Origin of the sequence: Duganella violaceipulchra (genome assembly GCF_019166075.1) — a bacterium.
GTDB classification, from domain to species: domain Bacteria; phylum Pseudomonadota; class Gammaproteobacteria; order Burkholderiales; family Burkholderiaceae_D; genus Rugamonas; species Rugamonas violaceipulchra.
Genome location: NZ_JAHTGR010000026.1, coordinates 13,055 through 32,103 on the forward strand (window position 1 = coordinate 13,055; position 19,049 = coordinate 32,103).

Genomic DNA, 19,049 nt, shown 5'->3' on the forward strand with positions numbered 1-19,049 from the left:
GTCTTGCCCTAGTTATCGTCGGCGAAAGTGGTGTTGGTCATGATTTGTTCGGTGATCTGTTCCAGCAGCGGCCACAGCTGCGCGAGGATGGCGCGCGCCCGCTGCGCCGCCCGCTCGGGCGCGGCGTCGGCCGGCAACTGCTCGATCTCCAGCATCAGCTCGCCCATGCCCAGCGCGCCGACGGTGCGCGCCGGCGACTTCAGGCGGTGGCCCAGTTCGCGCACCCGCGCCAGGTCGCCCCGTTGCAGCGCCTGCTCCAGCTGGCCCAGGCCGTCCTGGGTGTTTTGCAGGAACTTGAAGGCGAACTTGCGCACCTTGTGGGGATGATAGCCCAGCAGCTTGGCCAGGATCGACAAATCGATCACCGCCGGGTCGCCGCCCAGCGTGGTCTTGAACAGCGGACGCTGCGCCACGGCCGGCGCCGCGCGCGCGGCGTCGTCGCCGCTGCGCTCGGGCAGCCAGTTGGCGATGGTCTGGTACATCAGCGCCGGCTGGATCGGCTTGGAGATGAAGTCGTCCATGCCGGCCTCGATGCAGCGCACCCGGTCCTCGTTGGTGGCGGTGGCGGTCATCGCCAGCACCCGCAGGTCGGCCAGGCCGGGGTCGGCGCGGATGCGGCGCGTGGTTTCCAGGCCGTCCATCAGCGGCATCTGCACGTCCATCAGCACGCAGTCGAACACGGTCTGGCGCAGCAGCTCCAGCGCCTCCATGCCGTTGGCGGCCAGGCACACCGATGAGCCGACTTCCTCCAGCATCTCCAGCGCGATCTGCTGGTTGAAGGTGTTGTCCTCGACCAGCAGGATGCGGGCGTTCTTCAACGCCGCCATCACCGCCGCGCTGCGCGAGGACGCCAGCAGCTCGGCGGCGGCGTCCTTGACGCGGTCGATCAGCGCCGGCACGGTCGCGCTGCTGATCCCGAGCCGCGCGGTGAACCAGAAGGTGCTGCCCAGGCCCGGCCGGCTGCGCACGCCGACATCGCCGCCCATCAGCTGCGCCAGTTGCTTGCAAATCGACAGGCCCAGGCCGGTGCCGCCGTATTCGCGCGTGGTCGAGGTGTCGGCCTGCTGGAACGACTGGAACAGCTTGTCGATCTCGGCCTCCGACAGGCCGATGCCGCAGTCGCTCACCTCGAAGCGCAGCAGGCAGCCGTTGGCGTCGCCCACCACCTGGCGCACCCGCACCTCGATCCGGCCCTTCTCGCTGAACTTGATGGCGTTGTTGGCGTAGTTGATCAGCACCTGGCCCAGGCGCAGCGGATCGCCGCGCAGCACCTTGGGCAGCGTGGGGTCGAGGTCGAACACCAGTTCCAGGTCGCGGCTGGCCGCCTTCGGCGCCACCACCGTGGTCAGGGTCTGGATCACGTGGTCGAGCGCGAAGTCGACCTGCTCGATTTCCAGCTTGCCCGCCTCGATCTTGGAGATGTCGAGGATGTCGTCGATGATGCCCAGCAGGTGCTCGCCGGCGAAGCGGATCTTTTCCAGGTAGTCGCGCTGGCGCGGATCGAGGTCGGTCTTGAGCGCCAGGTAGGCCATGCCGATCACGCCGTTCATCGGCGTGCGGATCTCGTGGCTCATATTGGCCAGGAACTGGCCCTTGGTCTGGCTGGCTTCCTCGGCCAGCATGCGGGCCTGGTTCAGTTCATCGGTGCGGATCGCCACCCGTTCCTCCAGGTGTTCGTTCAGTTCGCGCAGCTGGTCCTCGCCGCGCTTGCGGTCGGTGATGTCGGTCAGGCTGGCCACCACCAGCGGCACCAGGCCGCGCTCGTCGGGGATGGGCTCGGCGTTGACCGACAGCCACAGCACGTCGCCGCCGGCCAGGCTCACGCCCATCACCACGTCGCGCACCGAGACGCCGGTGACGATGGCCTGCTGCACCGGATGGCTGGCGGCATCGAACGGCGTGCCGTCCTCGCGCACGCCGCGCCACAGGCGGCCGCCGTCGGCCTCCAGCGCGTGCGCCAGCATGTGCGCGGCGGCGGCGTTGCTTTCCAGGACAGCGCCGTCGCCGTCGATCATCACCAGGCCGTTGGTGACGGTGTTGAAGATCGACGCCAGCCGCTGGCCGGAGCCGCGCAGCGCGCTGTCGGCGCGGCGCCGTTCGGTGATATCGGTCAGCATCGCCAGGGTGCCGGCGTAGTGGCCGGCGTCGGAGTTGATGACGGTGGTCGACAGCAGGCACCACACCACGCTGGCGTCGCGCCGCAGGAAGCAGACGTCGCCCTGGCAGGCCTCGCCGGCCAGGCGCCGCTGCAGGTGCTGCTTGAGCAGCGCGTGGCCGTCGTCGTCCATGAAGTCGGTCATGGCGCGGCCCAGCATCTGCTCGACGTCGTAGTCCAGCATGCGCGCCATGGTGGGGTTGACGAAGCTGGTGCGGTCGTCGGCGCCGGTCATCCAGATGCCTTCGGCGGCGGTCTGCACGATCAGGCGGTAGCGCTCGGAGCTGGCGTGCAGCGCCTCCTCGGCGCGCTGGCGCTGGGTCATGTCGCGCAGCGCCATCACCACCAGCTCCTGCCCGGCCAGCATCACCGGCGCGATGTGCACCATCGCCGGGAAGCTGCCGCCGTCGGCGCGGATCGCGCTCAGCACCCGGCCCGGCAGGTTGGGGCGCGAGAACAGCTCGCGCGTGCGGCCGTTGCTGCGCATGGCCTCCGGCGCCAGCTGCTCGACCGAGCGCCCGGCCATCGTGCCCTCGTAGCCGAAGCTGCGGGCGCAGGCCGGATTGGCGTAGCGCACCCGGCCGCTCTTGTCGGCGATCAGCATGGCGCCCGGCGTGGCGTCGACCACCGCGCACATGCGCGCCTCCTCGGCGGCGGCGCGCTCGCTGATGTCGGCCATGGTGCCGGTGGCGCGCAGCGGCCGGCCGGCGGCGTCGCGCTCGATGATCATGCCGCGCGCCAGCACCCAGATCCAGCCGCCGTCCTTGGTGCGCATGCGGTGCTCGCTGACGATCTGGGTGTTCGGTTCCGGGCTGGTGGCCAGGCAGTCCTGGATGTTGCGCTCGACGCGCGCCTGGTCGTCCGGATGCACGTGGACCAGCCACTGCGCCAGCGTCGGCGCGAATTCGCCGGCGCCGTAGCCCAGCAGCGCGCCGTAGCGCGGCGACAGCATCAGCGTGCCGGTGTCGAGCCGCCATTCCCACATGCCCTCGCCGGTGCTCTCCAGCGCGAAGCTGGCGATGCGCTCGGCGTCGCCCAGTTCCGCGCGCGCCGTGCGCAGCGCCGCCGCCTGCCGCCGCAGGCGCCACAGGCCGGCCGCCGTCAACAGCAGCAGCAGCGCGGCCGCCAGCGCGCCGGTGTAGCGCAGCAGGCGGTCGCTGGCCTGCGGCTGGTACAGGAAGCCGTCCAGCTTGAACTCGGCCGGCAGCATGCCCTGCTCGATGTAGGCGCGGGCGATGGCGCGCCAGCGTTCGGGGTTGCTGTAACCGAGTTCGATCAAGCCCTGTTCCAGCAGCGGCGCGAGGTGCTGGGCCTCGTACATCAGGTGCTCGCGGCTGTGGCGCTCGGGATAGCGGGCCCGTATCAGGTCGGCGATCTCGCCCGGATGCGCCATCGCGTAGCGCCAGCCGCGCAGGGTGGCGTCGCGCAGCGCCTGGGCGCGCAGCGGGTGTTCGCGCAGTTCGCTTTCGGTGGTGTACAGCAGGTCGCCGTAGAAGTCGTCGCCCAGCGAGCGCGCCGACAGGATCTCGTAGCCGATGTTGTTGCGTTCGAGCAGATACGGCGCTTCGGTGATGTAGATCGACATGGCGTCGACCCGGCCTTCGAGCAGGTCCTCGGTATTGAAGCTGTGCACGGCCGGCACCAGGCTGTCGGAGCGCACGCCGAGTTTCTTGAGGAAGATCAGCAGTTCTTCGTTGTTCGGCGCCAGCATCACGCGGCTGCCGGGCCAGGGCCGCGGCTTGCCGTCGCCGCCGTGGCGCACCAGCAGCGCGCTGGCCGAGTGCTGGAAGATCGAGGCCAGCACCACCAGCGGCTGGCCGCGTCCGCGCGCCACCAGCAGCGAGGTGTTGCCGACGCCGTACTGGGCGCGGCCGTCGAGCACGGACTGGATGGGATCGACGCCGGGGCGGGCTTCCAGCAGCGTGACGTCGAGGCCGACGTCGCGGTAGTAACCCTGGTCCTGGGCCGCGTAGTAGCCGGCGAACTGGAACTGGTGCATCCATTTGAGCTGGATGCTGACCTTCTCCGCCGCCTGCGCGCCAGCCAGGCTGCCGGCCAGCACGAGCGCAACCGCCGTCAGGCTGCGTGGCAGACGGCGCCAGAAGAGGGTCCGGCCGGACCTGGGACGGCGGTGCAACAAGAGCTTCCCTTTCAATCCGCAAGGCGTTGCTGGTATTTATGCTGTGGCCGGGCAACTATAGCATCGACGGCTGGCCTGTAGGCGACTAAGTTGTAAAGGAACTCCTACTGCGCAAAGCTGCCGGCGAACTGGTAGCGGTGGCCGGGGTGCCACATGGTGGCGATCGAGGCGACCTGGCCGTTGGAGCGGGTCTGGCGCTTGAGCACCAGGCAGGCTTGTTTGGTGTCGATGGCCAGCATCTCGGCGATGTCGCGCGGGGCGGCCAGCGCTTCGATGCTGTAGCTGGCGCCTTGCAGCGGGGCCGATTTCATCAGGTATTCGTTGGGGGTGATGGCGGCGTAGTCCTGCTCCATGTAGTCCGGCGCGCACAGCGGATTGGCCCAGCGGTCCTCGACCTGGATCGGCACGCCGTTCTCGAAGTGCACGATCACCGAATGGAACAGCAGGTGGCCGGCCGGCAGCTCGAACTGCTTGGCCATCAACTCGCTGGCCTTGACCCGCTCCAGCTGATGCAGGCTGCTGCGGTGGGCGTGGCCGCGGGCGCGGATCTCGTCGGCGATGGATTTGATTTCCAGCAGCGTGGCCTGGTACTTCTGCTGCGCGACGTAGGTGCCGGAGCCCTGGCGGCGGGTCAGGACCTGGTCGGCGGTCAGCTCGCGCACGGCGCGGTTGACGGTCATGCGCGACACGCCGAACTGCTTGACCAGCGCCTGCTCGGACGGGATCACGTCGCCTTCCTTCCAGGTGCCGGCGGCGATCTGCGCCACCAGGTAATCCTTGATGCGCTGGAATATGGGGGTAGTGTCTTGCAGGGCTTGTTCGTCCAAACGGTTTCTCCGAGGGCGCGCCTGGCTGGCGGCATCAGGACATTTTAGCATCGCGTGCCGGCCCGACGTACAATCTGGAATTCAAAAGCAAGAGCCGGAGTGCGTCGCGGCGCGGCGCTGGATAGGATGGCTGCATTCCTTATCCGATCATGGAGTCTGAGATGGGCAAGACAGCAAACAAAGAAGTGACGCGGGCCGCCTACCAGGGCGACGAACTGCGCTGGGCCGCCGTGCGGCAGCGCGACGCCGGCGCCGACGGTGAATTCTGGTATTCGGTGCGCAGCACCGGCGTGTACTGCCGGCCGTCGTGCGGCGCCCGCCCGGCCTTGCGCAAGAACGTGGCCTTCCACGACAGCCGCGAGGCGGCCGAGCAGGCCGGCTTCCGTCCCTGCCTGCGCTGCAAGCCGGACCAGCCGCCGCTGGCCGAGCGCCAGGCCGCCATCGTGGCGCAGGCCTGCCGCCTGATCGACGCGGCTGAGGAGGCCCCGGACCTGGACAGCCTGGCGACAGCGGTGGGCGTGAGCCGCTTCCATTTCCACCGCATGTTCAAGGCGGTGACGGGGATTACGCCCAAGGCCTACGCCAACGCCCAGCGGGCGCGCCGCATGCAGGACGGGCTGGCGCAGCAGGCCACGGTGACGGACGCGATGTACGCGGCCGGCTACAATTCCAGCGGGCGCTTCTACGCGCAGTCGCCGTCGCTGCTGGGCATGACGCCGACCGCCTTCCGCGCCGGCGGACGCGGCGCGCAGATCCGCTTCGCCATCGGCGCCTGTTCGCTGGGCGCGATCCTGGTGGCCAGCACGGAGCAGGGCATCTGCGCGATTTTGATCGACGACGATCCCGATGTGCTGGTGCGCGATCTGCAGGACCGTTTTCCGAAGGCGGAGCTGATCGGCGCCGAGCCGGAATATGAGCAGGTGGTGTCGCGCGTGGTCGGCATGGTGGAGCGGCCGGAGATCGGCCTGGACCTGCCGCTCGACGTGCGCGGCACCGCCTTCCAGCAGCGCGTGTGGCAGGTGCTGCGCGAGATCCCGGCCGGGCGCACGGTCAGCTACGCGGAACTGGCGGAGTTGGTCGGCGTGCCGAAGGGCGCGCGCGCGGTGGCGGGAGCGTGCGCGGCGAACGCGCTGGCGGTGGCGATACCGTGTCACCGCGTGGTGCGCAATGATGGCTCGCTCTCCGGCTACCGCTGGGGTGTAGACCGCAAGGCCGCGCTGCTGGACCGGGAGGCGGGCAAATGAAGAATGGTGAGTTCGATTTCGGCGGCGGAGCGGCCGAGCGCAAACCGCGCAAGACGTTGCCGGTGAGCGTGGCGCCGCCCGCCGACGGCGCCATCCCGGCCGATGCCGACGCTGCCGCTCAAGCCGCCGCCAACGCGCTGGCGCTGGCCAACGCCCGCAAGGCGGTTGGCGCGGCGGCCGGCATCGCGGTGCACGTGGCGGGGTTGGACTGGCAGGCCATCGCCGATGAGCTGAACGCGCACGGCTACGCCATCGTCCCCGGCATGCTGGGCGCCGATGAATGCGTCGCCACGGCGGCGCAGTATCGGCAAGCGTCGCTGTTCCGCAGCCGGGTGGTGATGGCGCAGCACGGCTTTGGCAGCGGCGAGTACCAGTACTTCCGCTATCCGCTGCCGTCGATGATCTCGGCGCTGCGGCAATCGCTGTATGGCCCGCTGGCCGACATCGCCAACCGCTGGCACGAGCTGATGGACATGGAAGCCCGCTTCCCGCCCGAGCATGCCGACTTCCTGGCGCGCTGCCACGCCGCCGGCCAGCAGCGTCCGACGCCGCTGATGCTGCAATACGGCGCCGGCGACTACAACTGCCTGCACCAGGACCTGTACGGCGAGCACGTGTTCCCGCTGCAGGCGGCGATCTTGCTGAGCCAACCGGGCAAGGACTTCGAAGGAGGGGAGCTCGTGCTGACCGAGCAGCGCCCGCGCATGCAGTCGCGGGTGGAGGTGGTGCCGCTCAAGCGCGGCGACATGGTGATCTTCCCGGTCAACCACCGGCCGGCGCAGGGCGCGCGCGGGGTCTACCGGGTCGCCATGCGGCATGGCGTGAGCCGGATACGCGCCGGCTCAAGACATACGCTGGGACTGATCTTTCACGACGCGACCTGAACACGGAGCACGTCTGCCGTCCGGCTAGCGGCCTGAAATGGAATAAACAACTGCGCCTGTCTCACCCTTGTTCGGACTTGCCTCGCCTCTCCAGGCTCCCCCATCGGGGCGGCTGGGCATGGCGTAGACGAACTCCCGCCCGTTGTTGCGGGTACAAGCGGTGTAGATAGAGCCGAAGTCCAGCGACGGCCCGAGATCGGGAGGCAGCGCGGACTCGCTGCGCAAATCGGGCGCGACGTAGCGGACGCTGGCGCGCAAGGGGATATCGGCACCGAACAGCATCAGGGAGCCATCGGCGGTTTCATACACCACCCTGGCGGCGAAGTTCTTCGGCCGCGGGCCTTGCACGACCGACGCCACGGACAGGTCGTCGTTTAGCGAGAGCACCGCGTGGGGCTGGCTGTCGTCGCGTGTCGACGAACCGTAAAGCTTGGGGGCGCCGCCGGGGGATCTGCCTCGCACCGGTAGATAGATGTCCTTCAGCTGGCGCTGGACGGCAATGGCGCCGCCGGCATCGAGCTTGATGATTTCGGTATCGATGTTGTTGGTGGCCGAGACCAGCAAGCCGCCCGGCATGGGCGTGAGCAGCATGCCGTCGGGATCGGGGATGAAGTCATTGCGCAGCGGCGTTATCGCCCGCTCCCATTGCAGCTCTCCGGCCTGGTTGAAGAACAACACCAGGTAGCTGGCGCCGGCGACGCCGCCCGGTACATCGGGCGGGGGCCAATGCGATTCAAAGGCCACCAGCGCGATGCCGTCGCGCCAGGCTGAGCAGGAGACCAGGTTGTACGGGCGTCCACCCCTGAGGTGGTTCGATTCGATAGGACGCTCGCTGAGCAGGTGTCCGCCGCTGTCAAGGTGGGTCAGGAACAGGCTGGGGATGGCGCCGCGGCTGAACGGCGTGCTGGCGCACAGGAAGACGCTGCCGTCCGCCATGTTGACGATGCCCTGGAACATGGCGGGATCGTAGCCCTGTTCGACGGTCTTGCGTTCCTGATCCGGTGCTGGTCGGAAATAACTCCACTCCTGCTGGTTGGCGGCATTCAGCTTGAACGCCCAGGCCTGTTTGCTGGCGGACGATCCGCCGGACACGATGACGCCGGCATCTGCGGTTGCCGCCATGGCGCGCGGCGTCAATAGGGAGCCGCTGCGGTCTTGCAGATAGACTTCCTTGACGCTGCGCGGGGACGGGTGGTCGGCAGCGCAGAGCCGGGGAGATGCGGCGGTTGACGCCAGCGCGGCCACGGCGATGATGGTGGCTGCCGGCCATCGCGGGCGGACTGTGGGGTATGGCGGGGATGAGCTGTGGCTGCGCATATGCAATGCATAAAAAGAAAGAATATCTAAATTGTAACAGTCTTTCTCAGGCGACGGCTTGCACGCTCTTCTGCGTCTGGTACAGGCGCGCGTAGATGCCGTGCTGCGCCAGCAGCGCCTCGTGGCTGCCCACTTCGGCGATGCGGCCGCCGTCCAGCACCACGATGCGGTCGGCGTTCTCGATGGTCGACAGGCGGTGCGCGATGACCACCGTGGTGCGGCCCTGCATCAGCACTTCCAGCGCCGCCTGCACCAGGCGTTCCGATTCCGTGTCCAGCGCGCTGGTGGCCTCGTCCAGGATCAGGATAGGCGCGTTCTTGTACAGCGCGCGCGCGATCGCCAGGCGCTGGCGCTGGCCGCCCGACAGCCGCAGGCCGTTCTCGCCGACCGAGGTGAGGTAGCCGTTGGGCTGGCGCTCAATGAATTCGTGTGCATGGGCGGCGCGCGCCGCCGCCTCGATGCGCTGCATCGACGGCTCCGGATCGCCGTAAGCGATATTGGCCGCCAGCGTGTCGTTGAACAGCACCACGTCCTGGCTGACCAGCGCGATCTGCTGGCGCAGCGACGCCATGGTGTAGTCGCGCAGGTCGACGCCATCGAGCTTGATGCTGCCGCCGCTGACATCGTAGAAGCGCGGCAGCAGGCCGGCCAGCGTGGTCTTGCCGCTGCCAGAGCTGCCCACCAGGGCCACCGTCTCGCCGGCGGCGATATCGAGCGACACCCGGTCCAGCGCCGGCCTGGCGTCGGCGTCGGCGCCGTAGTGGAAGCTGACTTCCTCCAGCGCCAGGCGGCCGACGGCGCGCTCGACTTTCCTGGTGCCGGTGTCGGCTTCGGCCTCGGTGTCGATCAGGCCGAACACGGATTCGGCGGCGGCCAGGCCGCGCTGCATCGGTTCGTTAATCTTGGTCAGGTTCTTGATCGGCGACTGCATCGCCATCAGCGACGACATGAACGCCACGAAGGCGCCCGGCGTCAGCGCGCCGGCTTGCGCGCGCAGCAGCGCGAAGTAGATCACCGACGACAGCGTGGTGCCGATCAGCAGCATGATGATGCCGGAGTTGAGCGCCGACGTCGCCGCGTGCTTGACGGCCAGCTGGCGATTGAGCTTGACCACGCCGTCGAAGCGGGCCTGCTCGTACTTCTGGCCGCCGAAGATCTTGACCACGCGCTGGCCGCTGATGCTTTCGTCAAGCACATTGGTCAGGTAGCCCATGGCCGCCTGCGCGCTCTTGCTCAGGTGGCGCATGCGGCGCCCGGCGAAGGTGACGATGATGGCCACCATCGGCAGCAGGCCAAGGCAGAACAGGGCCAGCTGCCAGTCGACGATGAACAGCGTGGCCAGGTAGCCGATGGTGGCGACCGAATCGCGCACCGCGACGTTGACCACGGTGAGGCCGGCCTGCGCCACCTGGGCGGCGTCGAAGGCCACGCGCGACAGCGTGGTGCCGGTGGAGGATAGATCGAAATAGCCGTTCGGCAGGCGCATGATGCGGGCGAACATCAGCTCGCGCAGATTGGCTTGCACCCGGCTGCTCAGCCACGCGGCGCCGTATTCGCCGGCGAAGCTGGAAAACATGCGCATCACGGCCAGCCCGAAGATCACCGCCGGGATCGACCACAGCGCCGCGTTGACCGGATCGTGCGGCAGCAAATGCTTCAGCCAGCCCTGCACTTCGGCCAACAGGCCGGCGCTGGGACGGACGGCGGCCAGGTTGTGGCTGGGAGCCAACGCGTCTACTACATTTTGCAACTGTTGGATCAGCATCACGTCGGTGGCGGCGGCCAGGCCGACCGCGAACAGGGTGACGACGCCGATCCAGGCGTAGGGGCTGAACTGCTTGAGCAGGCGTAAGTAAAGTAGTCGGCTGGACACGAGAGGTGCTTATTGGGCGGCAAAGACTGCATTGTAACCGGCTTGCCCGGCCGCGAACGCAAGCTACCGCGTTGTTCAATCGAAACACATCCCGCTTAGAAAAACCTTTACCTGTCGAAAATTACTGTAGTGCAAAAAAACTAAGGACTAGAATGAATTCGCACTGCGATAGTTTCCTCATGTACTTTTCAGAGAGGTGATATGGATCTGCATTTGCTCATTCCCCGGCGGCGCCTGGCGCTGGTGCTGGCGACAGCGCTGCTGGGCGGCACATCGTTGTCCGCGCAGGCCGAACTGGTCATCATCGTCAATCCGCAAAACCCGGCCACCCGCATGTTCCCGTCGCAGGCGGCGCAATTCTTCCTTGGCGGCTCGGTGCAGTTCACGCCGGTGGAACAGCCGGAAAACTCGCCGCTGCGCGCCGAGTTCTGTAAAAAAGTGCTGGAGAAGTCGCCGGCCCAGGTCGAAGCCATCTGGTCCAAGATCGTCTTCGCCGCCAAGGGCAAGCCCCCCAAGGAATACAAGAGCAGTGCCGAAGTCAAGAAAGCGGTGGCCGACAACGTCAACGCCATCGGCTATATCGAAAAATCGGCGGTGGACGACACGGTCAAGGTCGTGGCGATCGTTCCATGAACTGGCGTGTCCTTCCCTTTACTGGAGTCTGCCCAATGAAAAAAACACTGATAGCGCTGGCACTGGCCACGCTGGCCGGCCTGGCCGGCGCCACCGACCTGACCGACGACGGCACGCTCAAGCTGACCGGCTTCTACAACCTGACCGGCGCGCGCGTGCTGAGCGGCAAAGCCCAGGGCAGCGGCGCGCCGTGGGACTACATGCAGTGGAAATGCCCCTGCACGGTGCAGAACTGGGAATACGCGGCCATCTACGAACGCAGCGAGGGCTGGCAGTTCAACCAGGAGTCGTCGGTCGGCTTCCAGTTGAAGAAGGAGTTCTCGCCGACCTTGTCGGCCACGGCGCAGGTGCTGGTGCGGGCGCACAATCCCGGCCACGGCCTGAAGCCGACGCTGGACTGGGCCTACCTGACCTGGCAGCCGTCCGCCGATTCCGCCTGGACCTTCCAGGCCGGCCAGTTCCGCATTCCGCTGTACTACTACAGCGATTACCTGTACATCGGCTATGCCTACCCGTGGGTGCGGCCGGCGCCGGACGTCTACGGCTGGCCGATCTACGCCTACCAGGGCGCCAACGCCAGCTACCGCACGCAGCTGGGGCAATCCGACTGGGCCGCCACCTTCCACATGTGGGCCGGCGGCTACACCCAGCACAATGACACTTACGACACCCAGATCTACTACGCCACGCCGACCCATGAATCGTGGAAGAGCATGGTGGGCGGCTACGTATCGGCCAACAACGGCATCTTCGACGTGCGCGCCATGCTGATGCACTACAAGGACTCGACCTGGCAGGACAGCCCTGCGGGCAAGGTGTTCTTCGTCGATGGCCAGAGCACCCGCATCGCCGGACTGTCGGCCAACGTCGACTACAAGAACTGGTTGGTCAAGTCCGAGCTGGATCGCTACGAGCAGGTCGACCTCGGCAAGGGGCTCAACAACGTCTACAAGTACGCGCTGGTCGCCGTCGGCTACCAGTACGAGGCGTGGACGCCGATGTACACCTTCTCGCGCTACAGCACCATCAACGAGCCTATCGAGGCGCGCAACACGCAGTACCTGTCGCTGCGCTGGGATTTCCGCAAGAACACCGCGCTCAAGGTGCAGTACGACGTCAGCAAGGACAAGTCGCACTACAGCTATCCGTTCTTCGGCGACTCGCGCCTGTTGTCGGTGTCGCTGCAAGGGCTGTTCTAGACGTTGCGTTCGGCGGGTTGTGCGCTACACTCTGTTCTTGCTTCTGAATGGAGAGTTTCGATGCGCACATCCCAGTTTTCGCCCGCCCCGCTGGCCGCCGCCGTCAGCCTGGCCCTGTCCACCGTCCTGCCGCTGGCGCAGGCCGACACCATCATCGACCACGCCAACGGCTATACGCTGAACGCGGCCGGCACCTTGCAGCGATTCAGTTCGCTGGCCTTCGATGACCTGGGCCGCATCGTCGCGGTGGGCAGCGAGCGCGAGACGGCGATCCGGCTGCCGAAGGCGGAGCACATCGACGCGCAGGGCAAGACCCTGCTGCCAGGCCTGATCGACGCTCACGGCCATGTGTTCGAGCTGGGTGAAATCGCTTCCGGCGTGGAGCTGTTCAGCGCCACCACGCTGGGCGGGGCGGTGCGCGCGGTGGCGGAGTTCGGCCGTTCGCACCCGAAGCACGCCTGGGTGGTGGGCTTCGGCTGGAACCAGGAGGTGTGGAAGCTGGGCCGCTTCCCAACCGCCGCCGAACTCGATGCGGTGGTGGGCGACCGGCCGGTGCTGCTGCATCGGGTCGACGGCCACGCCATCTGGGTCAACACCAAGGCGCTGGAAATGGCCGGCATCACCCGGGATACGCCGGACCCGAACGGCGGCAAGATCGAACGTGACGCCGCCGGCAAGCCTAGCGGCGTGCTGGTGGACGCGGCGATGGAGCTGGTCGCCAAAGTGGTGCCGCTGCCCACGCCCAACGAGGCGCGCGGCATGCTGGACAACGCGCTGTCCGCCTTGGCCAAGGCCGGCCTGACCAGCGTGCACGACGCCGGCATCAAGGTGGTGCAGGACGACCTGTATCGCGACTACGCCGACCACGGCAGGCTGACCACGCGCGTGTACGCGATGATCGGCGACACCACGGCCGATTTCGACGAGCTGTCGAAGGAAGGTCCGCTCAAATCCTATGGCAACGATGTGTACGCGCTGGCCGCCGTCAAGCTGTACTCGGACGGCGCGCTGGGCAGCCGCGGCGCGGCCTTGCTGGCGCCGTACAGCGACATGCCGTCGACCAGGGGCTTGCTGTTCTATCCGAACGCCGAGATGCTGGCCAAGATGAACAAGGCCATGAAGGCCGGCTACCAGGTCAACGTGCACGCCATCGGCGACGCCGGCAACCGCCAGATCCTCGACGCCTACGCACAGCTGATCCCGAAATACAACAACGTCGAACTGCGCCACCGCATCGAGCATGCGCAGGTGGTGGCGCTGGAGGACATCCCGCGCTTCAAGGCGCTGGGCATCATCCCGTCGATGCAGCCGACCCATGCGACCTCGGACCAGAACATGGCCGAGCAGCGCGTGGGGCATGAGCGCATCAAGGGCGCGTATGCGTGGCGCACCTTCCTCGAACAGGGCTCGCGCATCGCCTGCGGCTCGGATTTCCCGGTGGAGTCGCCGAATCCGTTCGAGGGCTTGCATGCGGCGGTCACGCGGCAGAACAACGCCGGCGTGCCGGCCGGCGGCTGGTACAAGAACCAGGCGATGACGCTGACCGAGGCGTTCCGCTGCTTCACGCTGGACGCGGCCTACGCGGCGCACCAGGAAAACGTCATCGGCACGCTGGAGCCGGGCAAGTGGGCCGACTTCATCCTGATCGACCGCGACCTGTTCAAGGTGCCGGCCGAGCAGATCGGCAAGACGCAGGTGCTGCAGACCTGGATGGGCGGCAAGCGGGTGTACAAAAAGGATAAACGGCCGGATTAATCGTCGGCGTGTTGCTTAAGCCATTGCTGCCCCGCCGGGGTCAGGTGGTATCGCTGCTTGCTGCTGCGGGGTTTGTCCGGGAACTTCATCTGCACCAGCCCCGCCTGCATGGCGGGTAGCAAATAGGCTATGCGGAAATGGTCGTCATCCTTCAGTCCTAGCGCCTGCTGTAATTCCAGGCGTGGCCATTCGCCTATCAGTAGCTTGATCAGGCGTCCGACTTCCGGGGTGACTTCCGGGGTGACTTCCGGGGTGACTTGCGGGGTACCGGACTGATCAATGGGCCACAGAGCCAGTTTGTGAACCGGCAGCCTGACCAGACACCCGCTGCGATCGTCGTCGGTGTCAAACTGCGGCGGTGGCGAACCATTCGCTGCCATGGCTTTTAAGATTTTGGGGACGCCGGTGGAGCGCCCCTCGGTCAGGCCAAGTTCTTTCAGGAACTCTCCGATGCGCCGGTTCCGGTAGCGGTGGCACATAGCATGTCCGGCGATCCAGTCCGCCAGTTTTATCGACCGGTCCGGTCCTGGGTAGCTTAGTACCAGTATTTCATCACGCATGATGCGTACTTCAATCGGCTCCCGATCCTGATACGAGCGATGATAGACGGCATTGACTACCGCTTCTTCTATGGCCGGGTAAGGGAAATTCCATACACGGGTCGCTTCGGCGCGGTCTGGATGTTTCAGGACAGTCTGGTGCAAATAATTGCGCTCAATGTAGCCCAAGGCCTCGCGGGTAATTCGTGCCAAGGGACCCTTGAAGATCTTTTCATCAAAATGATCTCCGCCCGGGCCATCCGGGAACCAGACCACATCGATTTGCGTGTACGGAAAGAACCGGTCTGGCGTCTCGCTAAAGAACATCAGGCCGACGTTCTTGGGCCAAGGACATTCGCTCGGGCCATCCACCACGTTCATCTGGCGTCCCAGTTCTTCGATTGAGAGCCGGTCCGCGTAGTCCGCCAGCGCGCTGCCCACTTCCTGAAGATAGGCCAGCATCAAAGGCTTGGAGAGGTCGCTGACCTTCGCCTGCTGTGCGATCCGGTCGTCGAACGGCACGTTGGCAGTCAGGTTCAACAGCTCCTGTTCGCAATCGCCGCGTGCTTCAACCGTGCTGCTGTATCGCCGGATGTAGTAATGCCAGCTCTTGTGACGGGCCGATACCGAAGCCGGCGCCTTGTAAGGACGGTGCATGCCGCCGGGCGCATGAAGCACGATCAGCTTGCGATCATCGACGTCGCAGATGCTCAGACTGGGGAAATAGGGCGGGCGTATCTGCTGGCATGCGCCCAGCAATTCCCGCTGGATTTTGTCGATCTGACTCTCGACCAATCCGAGGGGCGGTGTTATCGGCCGGCCTTCGGCGTCGCAGTCCTGGCCGATGATGATGTAGCCGCCGCCGAGATTTTCGAAGTCGTTGGCGAAGGCGCAGAGGGTGCGGATAATCGCATCCGGGTTCCATGCCGCCTTGTACTCAATGCGTTCGCTTTCCACTGTGCGATGGCGCAACAGATTCTGCAGGTTGATCGGCAAGGCAACCATATCGAAGCTCCCGGTGAGCATGCGCCGGCGTATGCTGGCAAGATATCAAGCACTGATGACATATTTGACAAGCTCAGGAACTATTCGTTCCCTCCGCACCGCTTAAAAACTGATTGACTTGGTTGTATATACAACTTATCCTTTGAGGATGCGCTGGCCCTGCGTGCGTTGTTGCGCGCTTGGCCGGTCCCACTCACTCAGGAGCAGGAGCCACCATGACGACCCATTTAGACAGCGATCCACGTTTTGACGCCAGCCGCGAAATCCGCGCCCCCCGCGGACCGGAGCGTACCTGTAAAAACTGGGGCGCCGAGGCGGCCTACCGCATGATCCAGAACAATCTGGACAAGGAAGTGGCGGAAAATCCCAAGCATCTGGTGGTCTACGGCGGCATCGGCCGCGCGGCCCGCAACTGGGAATGCTACGACCAGATCCTGGCCTCGCTGCGCGAGCTGGAAGACAATCAAACCCTGCTGATCCAGTCCGGCAAGCCGGTCGGCGTGTTCGAAACCCACGCAGACGCGCCGCGCGTGCTGATCGCGAACTCCAACCTGGTGCCGAAGTGGGCCAACTGGGAACACTTCAATGAACTGGACCGCAAAGGCCTGTTCATGTACGGCCAGATGACGGCCGGCTCGTGGATCTACATCGGCACCCAGGGCATCGTGCAGGGCACCTTCGAGACCTTCGCCGAGGCGGGCCGCCAGCATTTCGGCGGCGACCTCAAAGGCCGCTGGGTATTGACCGCGGGCCTGGGCGGCATGGGCGGCGCGCAGCCGCTGGCCGCCACCATGGCCGGCGCCGTGTCGCTGACCGTCGAGTGCCAGCAGAGCAGCATCGACTTCCGCCTGCGCACCCGCTACCTCGACAAACAGGCCGCCAGCATTGACGAGGCGCTGGAGATGATCAAACTGCACAAGGCCAATGGCGACGCCATCTCCATCGGCCTGCTGGGCAACGCGGCCGACGTGCTGCCGGAGCTGGTGCGCCGCGCCAAGGCCGGCGGCGTCGTCCCGGACATCGTCACCGACCAGACCTCCGCGCATGACCTGATCAACGGCTACCTGCCGCAGGGCTGGACCGTCGAGCAGTGGAAGGCCGCGCAGCACGACGCCGCGCGCCACGAGGAACTGAAGGCCGCCGCCACCGCTGGTTGCGCAGTCCACGTGCAGGCGATGCTGGACTTCCTGACCCTGGGCGCCAAGGTCGTCGACTACGGCAACAACATCCGCCAGGTGGCGTTCGACCACGGCGTCAAGAACGCCTTCGATTTCCCTGGCTTCGTGCCGGCCTATATCCGCCCGCAGTTCTGCGAAGGCCGTGGCCCGTTCCGCTGGGTGGCGCTGTCCGGCGATCCGGAAGACATCTACAAGACCGACGCCAAGATCAAGGAGCTGTTCCCGCACCACGCCAACGTGCACCGCTGGCTGGACATGGCGCGTGAGCGCATCGCCTTCCAGGGCTTGCCGGCGCGCATCTGCTGGCTGGGCCTGGGCGAGCGTCACATCGCCGGCCTGGCCTTTAACGAGATGGTGCGCAACGGCGAACTGAAAGCGCCGATCGTCATCGGCCGCGACCATCTGGACACCGGCTCCGTCGCCAGCCCTAACCGCGAAACCGAAAGCATGAAGGACGGCACCGACGCCGTCTCCGACTGGCCGCTGCTGAACGCGCTGCTCAACACCGCCGGCGGCGCGACCTGGGTGTCGCTGCACCACGGCGGCGGCGTGGGCATGGGATATTCGCAGCACTCCGGCGTGGTGATCGTGGCCGACGGCACCGACGCCGCCGCCAAGCGCCTGGCGCGCGTGCTGGTCAACGACAGCGGTTCGGGCGTGATGCGTCACGCCGATGCGGGATACGAGACGGCCATCGCCTGCGCCAAGCGCAACGGCTTGAACCTCCCAATGATTAAATAATTTGAGAACCTCTATGAAAAATGCACTGACCCTGAAACCGGGCGCGATGACCCTGACCGAACTGCGCGCCGTGTGGAGCGCCGCCGGTCCGCTGGCGCTGGCCGCCGAAGCCTACCCGGTCATCGAAGCCTCCGCCGCCGCCGTGCGCGCCATCGTCGCCAAGGGTGACGCCGCCTACGGCATCAACACCGGCTTCGGCCTGCTGGCCAAGACCCGCATCCCGGACGAGAAGCTGGAACAGCTGCAGCGCAACCTGATCCTGTCGCACTCGGTCGGCACCGGAGACCTGCTGTCGGACGCCGTCTGCCGCCTGATCCTGCTGATGAAGATCGGCAGCCTGGCGCGCGGCTACTCCGGCGTGCGTCCTTTGATCATCGACACGCTGATCGCGCTGTACAACGCCGGCATCATGCCCGCCATTCCGGCCAAGGGGTCGGTCGGCGCCTCGGGCGACCTGGCGCCGCTGTCGCACATGACGCTGGCGATGCTGGGCGTGGGCGACGTGCGCGTCAACGGTGAAATCATGCCTGCCGCCGACGCGCTGAAAGCCGCCAACATCGCGCCGGTGGTGCTGGCCGCGAAGGAAGGCCTGGCGCTGATCAACGGCACCCAGGTGTCGACCGCGCTGGCGCTGCATGGCCTGTTCATGGCCGAGCGCCTGCTGGAAGCGGGCATGGTGTCCGGCGCGCTGTCGCTGGACGCGGCCAAGGGTTCCGATTCGCCGTTCGACGCCCGCGTGCATGAAGTGCGCGGCCAGCCGGGCCAGATCGCCGCCGCCTCGATCTATCGTCAACTGGTGAGCAACAGCGCGATCCGCGCCTCGCACCTGGTCGGCGACGAGCGCGTGCAAGACCCGTACTGCCTGCGCTGCCAGCCGCAGGTGATGGGCGCCTGCTGGGACATTATCAACAACGCCGCCCGCACCTTGCTGATCGAAGCCAACGCCGTCACCGACAATCCGCTGCTGTTCAAGGACGGCGAGCTGTCGGTGGTGGTCTCGGGCGGCAACTTCCACGCCGAGCCGGTGGCCTTCGCCGCCGACACGCTGGCGCTGGCGATCGCCGAAATCGGCGCGATTTCCGAACGCCGCATCGCGCTGCTGATCGACGCCACCTTGTCCGGCCTGCCGCCGTTCCTGGTGCGCGATCCGGGCGTGAACTCGGGCTTCATGATCGCCCACGTCACCGCCGCCGCGCTGGCGTCGGAGAACAAGTCGCTGGCCCATCCAGGCAGCGTCGATTCGATCCCGACCTCGGCCAACCAGGAAGACCACGTCAGCATGGCCACCTACGCGGCGCGCCGGCTGGACGACATGGCGCACAATACCGCCGTCATCATCGGCATCGAGCTGCTGGCCGCAGCGCAGGGCATCGACTTCCATCGCCCGCTGAAAACCTCGCCGCATCTGGAGCACGTGCATGCGCAGCTGCGCCAGAAGGTGCCGTTCTTCGACGCCGACCGCTTCTTCGCGCCGGATATCGAAGCGGCCAAGGGCATGGTCATGCGCGGCGAGTTGAGCGCGTCGTGCAAAGGTTTGTTCACGTCCTTGCATCCATAAG

12 protein-coding genes are annotated in these 19,049 nt (G+C 66.4%); 7 read left to right on the top strand and 5 right to left on the bottom strand.

Features of this window, described 5'->3' with window-relative positions; genetic code table 11:
• Window positions 1-8: 8 nt before the first annotated feature.
• Window positions 9-4,295 carry a PAS domain S-box protein gene (locus KVP70_RS29970; RefSeq protein ID WP_217946039.1) on the bottom strand — a complete coding sequence of 1,429 codons (4,287 nt, stop codon included), beginning with the start codon at window positions 4,293-4,295 and terminating at the stop codon, window positions 9-11.
• A gap of 104 nt (window positions 4,296-4,399) precedes the next feature.
• The gene (gene hutC / locus KVP70_RS29975) at window positions 4,400-5,122 is read right to left on the bottom strand and encodes a histidine utilization transcriptional repressor HutC (protein WP_217946040.1); all 723 of its coding nucleotides are present in this window, start codon (window positions 5,120-5,122) and stop codon (window positions 4,400-4,402) included.
• A 149-nt stretch (window positions 5,123-5,271) separates the two neighbouring features.
• On the opposite strand from hutC, the gene ada reads away from it, so the two are divergent.
• Window positions 5,272-6,366: a bifunctional DNA-binding transcriptional regulator/O6-methylguanine-DNA methyltransferase Ada gene (gene ada / locus KVP70_RS29980; RefSeq protein WP_217946041.1), complete on the top strand. Its 1,095-nt coding sequence runs from the start codon at window positions 5,272-5,274 to the stop codon at window positions 6,364-6,366.
• Entirely contained in the window at window positions 6,363-7,250 is an 888-nt protein-coding gene (locus KVP70_RS29985) for a 2OG-Fe(II) oxygenase (RefSeq protein WP_217946042.1), read from the top strand. Before ada ends, KVP70_RS29985 begins: the two co-directional genes overlap by 4 nt.
• 24 nt (window positions 7,251-7,274) lie before the next feature.
• Here the strand turns inward: KVP70_RS29985 and KVP70_RS29990 are convergent, their stop codons facing one another.
• Together KVP70_RS29990 and msbA are read right to left on the bottom strand one after the other, a co-directional pair.
• Window positions 7,275-8,372, bottom strand: a complete 1,098-nt coding sequence (locus tag KVP70_RS29990; protein WP_217946043.1) for a hypothetical protein — start codon at window positions 8,370-8,372, stop codon at window positions 7,275-7,277.
• A 241-nt stretch (window positions 8,373-8,613) separates the two neighbouring features.
• A complete protein-coding gene (gene msbA, locus KVP70_RS29995; protein ID WP_217946044.1) occupies window positions 8,614-10,440 on the bottom strand; it encodes a lipid A export permease/ATP-binding protein MsbA in 1,827 nt (608 codons plus the stop codon).
• 201 nt (window positions 10,441-10,641) lie between these two features.
• Between msbA and KVP70_RS30000 the strand changes: the two genes are divergently transcribed.
• From KVP70_RS30000 to KVP70_RS30010, 3 genes are read left to right on the top strand one after another with little or no spacing between them, the layout of a single operon-like run.
• Window positions 10,642-11,073: a type 2 periplasmic-binding domain-containing protein gene (locus KVP70_RS30000; protein WP_217946045.1), complete on the top strand. Its 432-nt coding sequence runs from the start codon at window positions 10,642-10,644 to the stop codon at window positions 11,071-11,073.
• 35 nt (window positions 11,074-11,108) lie between these two features.
• Window positions 11,109-12,272, top strand: a complete 1,164-nt coding sequence (locus KVP70_RS30005; RefSeq protein ID WP_217946046.1) for a hypothetical protein — start codon at window positions 11,109-11,111, stop codon at window positions 12,270-12,272.
• Between the two features lie 60 nt (window positions 12,273-12,332).
• Window positions 12,333-14,027, top strand: a complete 1,695-nt coding sequence (locus tag KVP70_RS30010) for an amidohydrolase (protein WP_217946047.1) — start codon at window positions 12,333-12,335, stop codon at window positions 14,025-14,027.
• Here KVP70_RS30010 and KVP70_RS30015 read toward each other — a convergent pair.
• Window positions 14,024-15,571, bottom strand: coding sequence for an RNA/DNA-binding domain-containing protein (locus tag KVP70_RS30015; RefSeq protein WP_217946048.1), 1,548 nt, complete (start codon window positions 15,569-15,571; stop codon window positions 14,024-14,026). The two genes, KVP70_RS30010 and KVP70_RS30015, sit on opposite strands and share 4 nt — an antisense overlap.
• A 215-nt stretch (window positions 15,572-15,786) precedes the next feature.
• Here KVP70_RS30015 and hutU point away from each other — a divergent pair, with 215 nt between their 5' ends.
• Together hutU and hutH are read left to right on the top strand one after the other, a co-directional pair.
• Window positions 15,787-17,490, top strand: coding sequence for a urocanate hydratase (hutU, locus tag KVP70_RS30020; protein WP_217946049.1), 1,704 nt, complete (start codon window positions 15,787-15,789; stop codon window positions 17,488-17,490).
• A 13-nt stretch (window positions 17,491-17,503) separates the two neighbouring features.
• Window positions 17,504-19,048 carry a histidine ammonia-lyase gene (gene hutH / locus KVP70_RS30025; RefSeq protein WP_217946050.1) on the top strand — a complete coding sequence of 515 codons (1,545 nt, stop codon included), beginning with the start codon at window positions 17,504-17,506 and terminating at the stop codon, window positions 19,046-19,048.
• Window position 19,049: the final 1 nt, after the last annotated feature.

Bases quoted from the DNA above. Each gene is read 5' to 3' on its own strand.
- KVP70_RS30005 (WP_217946046.1), top strand. From the start codon at position 11,109: ATGAAAAAAACACTGATAGCGCTGGCACTGGCCACGCTGGCCGGCCTG.
- KVP70_RS30000 (WP_217946045.1), top strand. From the start codon at position 10,642: ATGGATCTGCATTTGCTCATTCCCCGGCGGCGCCTGGCGCTGGTGCTG.
- KVP70_RS30015 (WP_217946048.1), bottom strand. From the start codon at position 15,571: ATGGTTGCCTTGCCGATCAACCTGCAGAATCTGTTGCGCCATCGCACA.
- KVP70_RS29985 (WP_217946042.1), top strand. From the start codon at position 6,363: ATGAAGAATGGTGAGTTCGATTTCGGCGGCGGAGCGGCCGAGCGCAAA.
- KVP70_RS30010 (WP_217946047.1), top strand. From the start codon at position 12,333: ATGCGCACATCCCAGTTTTCGCCCGCCCCGCTGGCCGCCGCCGTCAGC.
- ada (WP_217946041.1), top strand. From the start codon at position 5,272: ATGGAGTCTGAGATGGGCAAGACAGCAAACAAAGAAGTGACGCGGGCC.
- hutU (WP_217946049.1), top strand. From the start codon at position 15,787: ATGACGACCCATTTAGACAGCGATCCACGTTTTGACGCCAGCCGCGAA.
- hutH (WP_217946050.1), top strand. From the start codon at position 17,504: ATGAAAAATGCACTGACCCTGAAACCGGGCGCGATGACCCTGACCGAA.
- KVP70_RS29990 (WP_217946043.1), bottom strand. From the start codon at position 8,372: ATGGCGGCAACCGCAGATGCCGGCGTCATCGTGTCCGGCGGATCGTCC.